The 9541-nt window shown below is 45.0% G+C and carries 5 protein-coding genes; 1 reads left to right on the top strand and 4 read right to left on the bottom strand.

The window, feature by feature from the left end; all coding sequences use genetic code 11:
• Positions 1-35: 35 nt before the first annotated feature.
• Together QUA27_RS15055 and QUA27_RS15050 are read right to left on the bottom strand one after the other, a co-directional pair.
• Positions 36-1781 (bottom strand): caspase family protein, encoded by a 1746-nt coding sequence (locus QUA27_RS15055; RefSeq protein ID WP_333068832.1) that lies wholly within the window; start codon positions 1779-1781, stop codon positions 36-38.
• A 90-nt stretch (positions 1782-1871) separates the two neighbouring features.
• On the bottom strand, positions 1872-5960 hold the full coding sequence (locus tag QUA27_RS15050) for an nSTAND1 domain-containing NTPase (RefSeq protein ID WP_333068831.1): 4089 nt from the start codon (positions 5958-5960) through the stop codon (positions 1872-1874).
• A 637-nt stretch (positions 5961-6597) separates the two neighbouring features.
• Between QUA27_RS15050 and QUA27_RS15045 the strand changes: the two genes are divergently transcribed.
• Entirely contained in the window at positions 6598-7077 is a 480-nt protein-coding gene (locus QUA27_RS15045; protein WP_333068830.1) for a hypothetical protein, read from the top strand.
• Between the two features lie 74 nt (positions 7078-7151).
• Here the strand turns inward: QUA27_RS15045 and QUA27_RS15040 are convergent, their stop codons facing one another.
• Both QUA27_RS15040 and QUA27_RS15035 read right to left on the bottom strand, forming a co-directional pair.
• Positions 7152-8054, bottom strand: coding sequence for a peptidoglycan-binding protein (locus QUA27_RS15040; RefSeq protein ID WP_333068829.1), 903 nt, complete (start codon positions 8052-8054; stop codon positions 7152-7154).
• A 139-nt stretch (positions 8055-8193) separates the two neighbouring features.
• The gene (locus QUA27_RS15035) at positions 8194-9039 is read right to left on the bottom strand and encodes a glycoside hydrolase family protein (RefSeq protein ID WP_333068828.1); all 846 of its coding nucleotides are present in this window, start codon (positions 9037-9039) and stop codon (positions 8194-8196) included.
• Between the last annotated feature and the right edge of the window lie 502 nt (positions 9040-9541).

Raw genomic sequence — 9541 nt, 5'->3', positions numbered from 1 at the left:
ATACGGTTGCATTGATGATTTTCCTCTCAATAGTTTTACTTTACTAAGTGTACCTCATAGCTGTGAAAAACGCTATAAACAAGTTCTGCACCTTTTTCTAATACAGGAACCTTACCACCAGCATTTAAAACTACAGGTTCCGGTTTGACTGATTTAACCAATTCAACCTTAAGTTTGCCATTTAAGGAAGAAAAACCATCTTCATTATCCCACTCCAAACGATTTTGATATATGGTAATATGGATTAAGCGATTAATTAGCTTTTTAGCTGCTTCAGGTGCATCAACTTTGATCGGAAAAAGAACATTTTTGATAGGTTCTTTATTAGCATCTAAAATCAAATATTCTCCTTGAGAATTCACGGAAACAAAATAATTCACCTTCTCATCTTTTTCGGTTTCTGGACAGAATTCTATCCAGCTATGATTTTCAACTTCCTGTTTTTGAGTTTCGAGTATACCAGGAAGTGATGACAAATCTACACCAATAATTTGCGGTAACGGGTCAGGCAGAAGAACGCGAACTTTGCGAATTTGTTCCAACGGTGGCCCTACATAGACAGCAGGTGAACCTATTTCAATCATTCCTTCTGTTAATTTAGGAAGGGGTTCTCTGGTTATAAATTCGTTGTGTAGCTTCGTTACTTCTGCCCAACAGTCGGATGCCCCCAACTCTACAACTTTAACTGTCGCCACAAGGTTATCACTATCTTTAATATCCCTCGTCCTGAATTTCAAAATCTCGAATTCTGCTCCTTTTTTTATTCCGCTTGCTTGCCCTATTTGTAGCTGAACTCTGTTCTTCTTAATATCGAGTTTCATCACCGGCACATTACGATTAATCCCAACAGATTGACCGCCTAAAAAAGAGCGATTTATCTCACCTATCAACATCGGTGTTTGTCGGTCAAATTCATTGTGAACTTGATTAGATATATGATTGAATAAATCTTCTACAGCAAGTTCTGGCCCGTGTTGTCGCAAAGCTTTTAATAAAAAATACGTCAAAGCGCCGTTGCGTTCCGTCCCTTCAAAAACCTTTTCATAAGCAAATTCCTGATCCCGACAAGCTGCTATTAAGGTATAACCTTTCGGTTCTGGTAACAAACCATTGACGACGGTAATATTGCGGCTATTTTCTGTTGAAGTTTGCCAATTTTGTGCTAATTCCTGAAGCGGTGCGACTAAACTATCTGTAGGTCGAAGAGTCATATCAATAAAACCTTCACCGCGAATCCGGTCATCTCCGCTCATTTCTCTGGTTGCGCCACCGGAATGACAGCTATCGAGTACGAGGGTTACAACTAACTCTTTTGCCACCATTTCTTCCAGGAGTTTGGCAAATTCCAAATCGCGCAAATAGTGAGAATTGGGTTGACCGATATTGCAGGGAACCAAGGCTTCATCTAAACCCATAGAACCCTTGACATCTTCAAAAATTGTTTTCGCCCGTCCGCCGTGACCGGAGTAGTGAATATATACTCGGTCTTGAGGTTGGGCTTTGGCGGTTAGTTCTTTGAATTTGGCGACGATATTTTCATAAGTTGGTAAGAGTTCTGGGGGTTCTTGGGGTTGGTTGGGATTGTCGGAAGCAGTAGCGGTGAGTTTAATAATTTGGTCGGGTGTGAGGTTGAAGGTGTCTTTTAAATAGGTTTCGACGTGGTTAATATCTTGAACGCATCCTCGCAAGTGTTTGTAGTAGTTACCTTCTGGTAAACGATGGGGAAAGTAGAAATTGATACCGATGAGGAGGGCGTAGAACTTGGGGGTTTGGTTAGTCATGGTTGATAGTGGGTAAGGGGTTTGGGAAAAGTTTGATTTTTATATGGGAGTGAAGTAGGGGTTTTTTATGCAGTTTTCAATCTAAAATTGTCACAGCTTTTTGCACAAATTCCGTTCAATTTCACGGGCATCTGCATCATCAGGATTAGGTTTGAGATAATTTTCTATGAAATTGCATCCCTCGTGAACTAAATAATCAAAATCCCATCGCCACAGTCTCACGGTCTTGTCAGCACTACCAGTAGCCAACTGCTTGCCATCGGGGCTGAAACTCACAGCATAAACAATGTTAGTATGCCCCGTCAGGGTTTTGATTTCCTGGCCGGTGGTAGTATCCCACAGTTTCACCGTGTTGTCTTCACTGCCAGTAGCCAACATTTTACCATTGGGGCTGAAACTGACAGCCACAACCCAGTTTGCATGCCCAGTGAGGGTTTTAATTTCTTTAGCGGTGGTGGTATCCCACAGTTTCACGGTGTTGTCAGCGTTGCCAGTCGCTAGCACCTTGCCATTGGAGCTGAAACTGACAGACCTAACCGAGTTTGTAGGCCCGGTAAGGGTTTTAATTTCTTTGCCGGTGTTGGTATCCCACAGTTTCATGGTGTTGTCAGCACTGCCAGTTGCCAGCAGCTTGCCATCGGGGTTGAAACTGACAGCTAAAACCAGGTTTCTATGCCCGGTGAAGGTTTTAATTTCTTTGCCGGTGGTGGTATCCCACAGTTTCACGGTGTTGTCAGCACTGCCACTGGCAAGCTGCTTGCCATTCGGGTTAAAACTGACCGCCCTAACCGCCTTTATATGCCCGGTAAGGGTTTTAATTTCTTTGCCGGTGTTGGTATCCCACAGTTTCAGGGTGTTGTCAGCACTGCCAGTGGCCAGCAGCTTGCCATTGGGGCTGAAACTGATAGCATAAACCGACTTTGTATGCCCGATAAGGGTTTTAATTTCTTTGCCTGTAGTGGTGTCCCACAGTTTCACGATGTTGTCACCATTGCCAGTAGCCAGCAGCTTGCCATTGGGGCTGAAACTGACAGCATAAACCAAGTTTGTATGCCCGGTGAGGATTGTAATTTCTTTGCCGGTAGTGGTATTCCACAGTTTGACGGTATTGTCATCACTGCCGGTGGCCAGCAGCTTGCTATTGGGGCTAAAACTGACCGCCCTAACCGAGTTTGTATGCCCGGTTAGGGTTTTAATTTCTTTGCCGGTAGTGGTATCCCACAGTTTCACCGTGTTGTCAGCACTGCCAGTGGCCAGCAGCTTGCCATTGGGAATAAAACTGACCGCAAAAACCGCCTTTATATGCCCGGTGAAGGTTTTAATTTCTTTGCCGGTGGTGATATCCCACAGTTTCACCGTGTTGTCAGCACTGCCAGTGGCCAGCAGCTTGCCATTGGGGCTGAAACTGACAGCATAAACCGAGTTTGTATGCCCGGTGAGGGTTTTAATTTCTTTGCCGGTAGTGGTATTCCACAGCTTGACGGTATTGTCATGACTGCCAGTGGCCAGCAGCTTGCCATCGGGGCTGAAACTGACAGCATAAACCGAGTTTGTATGCCCGGTGAAGGTTTTAATTTCTTTGCCGGCGGTGGTATCCCACAGTTTCACGGTGTTGTCATCACTGCCGGTGGCCAGCAGCTTGCTATTGGGGCTGAAGCTGACAGCATTAAGTAAGTTTGTATGCCCGGTGAGGGTTTTAATTTCTTTACCCGTGGAGGTATCCCATAGTTTCACGGTAGTGTCACCACTGCCAGTAGCTAGCAGCTTGCCATTGGGGCTGAAACTAACAGTCCTAACCGAGTTTGTATGCCCGGTGAGGGTTTTAATTTCTTTACCCGTGGAGGTGTCCCACAGTTTCACAGCGTTGTCGCCACTGCCAGTGGCCAGCAACTTGCCATTGGGGCTAAAACTGACAGCCGAAACCCAGCTTGTATGGCCGCCCAAAGTGTTTGGTGCTGCCACATTGGAAACTGTATTTAATAATGACAGTTCTACGTGGGTGTGGGTATGGACATCTACCCAAGGTGTACGTCGCATTTGCAGAACTGCTTTTAAACTTGTTTTGATAGCTTTTGAGCCATCTAAATGTAAAAGCGTATCGGAATATTGAGCCAGAGAATTAATTTCATTAATAGCAGCACGCCACCAACCAATACCAGCTACTCCAGCTAAACCCAAAGCTATTACCGAAAAGCCACTTAGTCCAATAATTGTTAGTCGCCGTCCGCGTTCCCGTTCCTGTCTCTCTCTATCTCGTTCTTTAACGCTAACCTGAATAAAATCTCGCTCCTCCTGTGTCATCTCATCTGCACGTTTACGCAACCAATCTTCCGCCACAGTCAACGGCACACCACGCAACAATGCCCCAGAGTCATGGTTATCATTTTTCCACTCCCGCAGGGCCACCTTCAACCGTTCTTGCCAAGTCCGAAACTGACGGTTAGCATTCATCCACTCCCGCAGAGTTCCCCATTCCCGAATCAGTGCTTCATGCACCACTTCTACTGTATCTTCCTCTTCTTGTCGTCCCGTTACTATCAACCGCGCTTGATATCCCGCTAAATAACTCACCAAATTCCAGTTATCTTCCCCCACTTCCGCACGGCTAGCAACGCGCCTGGTATCCTCCGTTCCTTCCCCCGGACGCACTAATTGCACAAATATTCGCTGTGCCTGTTTTTTCTCGGTTTCACTCAGTTTTTGATAAACCTGTTCGGCATGATTGGCAATGGCTTTTTTCACTCCGCCAATTTCTTCATAAGCTTGGTGAGTTAACTCTCGGTTTATTTGCTTTTCCCACAAGCGAGTTAAGGCAAATTCTAATAAGGGTAAATTCCCTGGTTCTTCTCCCACATCATCGAGAATGCTTTGGGTTAATTGTCCCTCTAATTGTACTTCCAATTTTTGAGCAGGTAATTCAATCGCTGCCTGTAATTCCTCCCGTTTCATGGAACTGAGTAACTGCGGTGTATACTCCTGCAAGGCATCGCGCAACGGACGATAAGAAAGCACATAACCGTAAAAATCAGCTCGTAAAGTCAAAACCAAGGTAATGTTTTCTTGAGCAATTGCCGTTAGCAATCCATCAGCAAATCGTTCCTGTTCTTCCTTGACCTGACAAAGGGTGTACAGTTCCTCAAATTGGTCTGCAACTAACAACAACCGTTTACCTGGGTTGCGCTCAAAAATGCGAGATATTACTTGCAGCAAGGTAATTTTACCTTGCTGCATATCACTTGCCAATCCCACCGCTGACCGCAGTTGTTGAGTTTCACCTGCTTCGGGTTCTAAGTGCCGCACCAAGGTAAAAGCTAACTGCACCAACGGTTCTTTGCCGGGACGGAAAGATTCAATTAACCAGTTTTCTTCTTTTCGCAATTTGGGAATTAATCCTGCATATACCACAGAAGATTTACCACTGCCACTTGGCCCAACCACGGCTACCAAAGGTTGTTTGTACGTTACTTCTACTAAATTACTGACAAATTTTTCCTGTCCGAAAAAGAAGTTGGCATCTTCTTCGCCAAAGGCAGACAATCCTTGGTAAGGATTGGGCGGAATCTCATCTTCAACAGCAATTACACCCTGAGCAATCGGAGCATAAATTAAATTCTTTTTCTTGAAAACAGGAGTTTCATGCTCTCGGAAACTCATCATCTGCGAGCAACCTAACTCGTAGGATTCTTCGAGCGTATATCCAGCAGCAATCGCATCATAAAACCCTACAGCAAAGGCAAGGGCTGCTCGATCTCCCACGGCTCGATTCATGCCAATGACATAATTAACGTATTGGCTAATTGCCTCCGCCTGTACTTCGGAATAACAAGCATTGAGAATTACACAATCTACACCTTTCTGGGCAAACAATTTAAACATACTAGCTAGGGCGTTTGTCTGCACCAGCGCCATTTTTCCGGTATCGTCTTCTAGGACAATTCCCTCTGAGCCAGCACCATGTCCGCAAAAGTGGACAATGTTGGGTTGATAATCTAAAATAGCTCGGTAAAAGTCACGGGAACGCACGGCCCATTTTTGTTCTAATTTATACTGTTCTCGTTTATTTGCCCGTCGCAATCCTTCGTCAATTTCCCGGATCTCTTGCTCCAATCGCAGGGGAACGGTATTGGTGGGATTGGCTGCCAGAATCAGAATTGTTTTGACTGGGGTGTTGTTAGTCATGGGTTCGGGAATTGCTCTGGTTTTCTGGAGCTTTTACCTTTGTTTGCTTAAGGAGAGTTCTTTTACTTAAACGGGTAAAGGTATTTCTATTACTATACAGTTCAGTCTTAGTACCAATAGTCCGGACAGTTTTTATATGGCCCAATGGCTTATTCTCGCTTGACTTTGAGCCACTGCGGATAATTAAATCGATGTCAGCTCCACCCCTGACGCGGCATTTAATTCGACTTTTTTATGATTCTTGCCCTCTAAAGCTTATAGTATCGTTCCAAAAACTGTCCCGAGTATTGTTAGTATACTAAGCTGGCAATAGAATCTTTGATGTGCGTTAAGTAACTTTAAAGTGTGACAAAATGTAAACCAATCATAACCAGTGGGATTGATTTGCTTGAGTTCTTCAACAAATTTAACTGTGTTTGCTTTATTTCCGGTTCGATAGTAACTTTCTGGCGATTTAAAGGTTACATACTTAGCAGCAGTTTGATGGGTCGATCGCACTTGTCTAAAGAATGGTTAAGATTGCCGATGTGTAGCTAGGCATTCGTTAAGCTATATTGACGGGTTTTCACTCATCAGCTTCGCAGGCAAAGGATAATCAGCAATATTCTAGTTAACCATAGTCGGGAGACAAGTAATCATGGCAGAAATTGAAGTTATTGTAGAAAGTTTGTGGGAACTTGATGAGGATCAGCTAGCAGCACAAATTGGCGATCGCGCTCAAGCCATAGAGGATGATGCGGCTGGACGTGGAACCAGAGGGATAGACTCAGCTTCCCTGGATTCTATTGATGTGAATGTTGCCGCTAGAGCATCGATCGATCTCAAGCTCCTAGAAGCTGGCCAGCGGTTGTTCGATCGCGTTAATCCCTTAGTTTACGAGCTGATGTGCCAACCCCTCGGAAACGATCCGCAGACTCAGAAAATCCTGGATGAAGCGATCGGCCAGAATTACACTAAAGCTGCTGGGATGTTAGCTCCTGTTCTCATCTCTGGACTGGGACTTGCTCCTGCTATTGCTACTCTCCTCGCTACGTTGATTATCAAAAAGATTGCCAATTATAGCGCTACTGCAATTTGTGACACTTGGAAGCAAAACCTGCCCAAACCCACAAGCTGAGCTATAAACGGAACTTCCACCGAAGGCGGAGGAAGTTCTGTTCCAGGTTTGGTGAACTCGATCGCGCTAACACCTCAAGCCATTTGTTCGCGGGTTTTGAGAGCGACAATTCCGTCGGGCTTCAAACCTTTTTTCTGCTGAAATTCCTTGACGGCTGTATCTGTTCCCGGCCCAAATTCACCATCAACCCCAACTACAACGCCAGCCTTTTTCAAGCCTTCCTGAAGCTTGATTACATCTGAGCCTTCCATTCTGGGCATCGCCAAGCGCAACGTTCTGGGCTTGTCATCCCACGGCGCTTTAGCAAACCCTTGAGCAGGCGATCGATTAAGTGCATCCTCGGTTTGGGGGCCAAAGCCGCCATCCTCGCTAATCTTTGCATCCGGGTTGTTCTGATTCCAAAGCTGCTGAAATGCGAGTATTGAGTTACTCCGAAGATCGATCGTCCCGTCGCCTATGTAGTCGAAGTGAGGCGGATCGCCCGGTAATGGCTGCCAGCCATATTGCATCAAATAAGATTCCCAGCCTATGGCATCTTCAATGTCGATCGCTAGCCCTGTTTGGTGATTGCTGGTGCCTGGTGGCGCTACAGGATTAGCGTTGTTGAAGCGATCGTTATACAATAACATTTGCTGGGCGATCGTGCGGTAAGCAGAGTTCACCTGCATCGTTTGACCTCGATCTTGAATGGCTCTCTGAAGAGCCTCTTTTGCCGGGGTTTGTACGTAGGGAAAAGCTGCATCCAGCAAGTCTACATTAAGGTCATCAAAACTGACAAAGGCATCTGGCATCATCAGTTGTAGTTGATAAATCAACTGTTGAGATAAGCCGTTGACCACGGCAGTCGAAGACATGGGGGCATCTTGGAGCAATCCCGGAAAACTGCCTCTAAGCTCCAACATATCCCGTTGGACAAATTCTTCACAGGCTTCGATAATTACAGGTTGATTAAATAGAATGTCGCTTGAGTTAGTCATGGTTTTATCCAATCAATTTGAATTTGGTCAGTCCTGGATTCATAAACTCTATCCGTAGGCGATGCACACCGCACCTTACCTCCACATAGCTTTTGAAAATTACTTGATTGTGGCAGTCTAATTGGTTACACAATCGATTTTATAGTCCCAATTCTTTGCGTGTTTGGACACCGACAACACCGTCCGCCGTTAGCCCTTTTTGCTCTTGAAACTGTCGCACACCACGATCGGTGTCTTTACCAAAAACGCCATCTGCTGAAACATTTATTCCTGCGGCGATCAGCGATTCTTGGACTTGACGCACATCCTCACCTTCGATTATTGGCTCGGTAAGTGTGAGAACCCGAACAGCAGGCATTCCTAAAAACAGAGCTTGCTCGGCCAAGCGCCTGCGTGTCAGCCCTAGCCAGGGTTCACCATTGACTTTATTCCACACAGGAAACTGATTGGCTGCTCCTTGATAATCTCCGTCGTTCAATAACTTTAGAAGAGTTGAACCTCCAAAACCTTCTGTTCCTGGCCCCACGTTGAAACAGAAGCAAACCAGTGCAGAAAACTGGTTGTCATCGATCTCAACTTCAACGGCATCCTCAACATAGGATTCAAACTTTTCTAAATCTTCTCTCAGCAATTCTTCTGCTTGCGTTTGGCTAATAGTAAGTCCTGGATAAACATCATCGCCAGTGTGTCCGTAACCAATTGTCCAAACTCCACCGCCATCATCATAAGCAGTGAGTTCACATCCTTCAAAGGTAGTGAGAAGCTTGAAACCTTCTTGATTGATATGCTTTGAACCTCTGGGTTCTACCACATCAGGAGGTTGTTCGTCTGGAGGATGAATATGATATGTTTTAGCCACACTGAAGCTTAAAGCATCAATTAATGCTTTTACTTGCCCATTAGTCTCCGTGACTTTAATAGCTAGGTCGTCTTTGATTTCGTATACGCGACCATCGCCGAAGAGTTCCAACGATCTTTTTGGCATTTGAGTTTTTCCTTTTTACAAGGTAGGTTCAGTCAAAAGAGGCACCTTGAAGATCCGAACGCAAAAGATTTGCCTATTTGGAAAATGAGTGAAAAGAGCCTATTAATTAATGATTTCGATCAAAAGTCTTGGCTTGACGGGTGATTGGGTTATTATATAGGTCTGTGCCACAGTAATGTTCGCGATTTCCGCAAACCTTTACAAAAGTTCATTCACCTTGACTCTCGGCTTTCCCAATCTCTCTGATTCACTACGCGCAGTTGTGGCTCATATTCTGCAGATGTAACTCATCTTATTGCAATAGTCCGGACTGTTTTTAATTCGCAGTCTGAAACCCTGGATTTCCCGGAAAGTAACTCGATATGTAAAGCTATCATCGCAAGAGCGATCGCTTCGTCAGGACTTACCCACAAAGTGCTTTGACTGGCCGCGAATTATAGCGACTTCAGTCCTCGGATTTTATGAGGACTGAAGTCCGAACGATCGAACCAGTTTTACTGTT

This window comes from Microcoleus harperi Pol14_C6 (genome assembly GCF_036701295.1).
Taxonomy (GTDB): Bacteria; Cyanobacteriota; Cyanobacteriia; order Cyanobacteriales; family Microcoleaceae; genus Microcoleus.
Note: the sequence above shows the minus strand (reverse complement) of the source record. Positions and strands in the feature narration are given on the sequence as shown.

Coding starts and splice junctions, on each gene's coding strand:
- QUA27_RS15055 (WP_333068832.1), bottom strand. CDS start 1,781: ATGACTAACCAAACCCCCAAGTTCTACGCCCTCCTCATCGGTATCAAT.
- QUA27_RS15050 (WP_333068831.1), bottom strand. CDS start 5,960: ATGACTAACAACACCCCAGTCAAAACAATTCTGATTCTGGCAGCCAAT.
- QUA27_RS15045 (WP_333068830.1), top strand. CDS start 6,598: ATGGCAGAAATTGAAGTTATTGTAGAAAGTTTGTGGGAACTTGATGAG.
- QUA27_RS15040 (WP_333068829.1), bottom strand. CDS start 8,054: ATGACTAACTCAAGCGACATTCTATTTAATCAACCTGTAATTATCGAA.
- QUA27_RS15035 (WP_333068828.1), bottom strand. CDS start 9,039: ATGCCAAAAAGATCGTTGGAACTCTTCGGCGATGGTCGCGTATACGAA.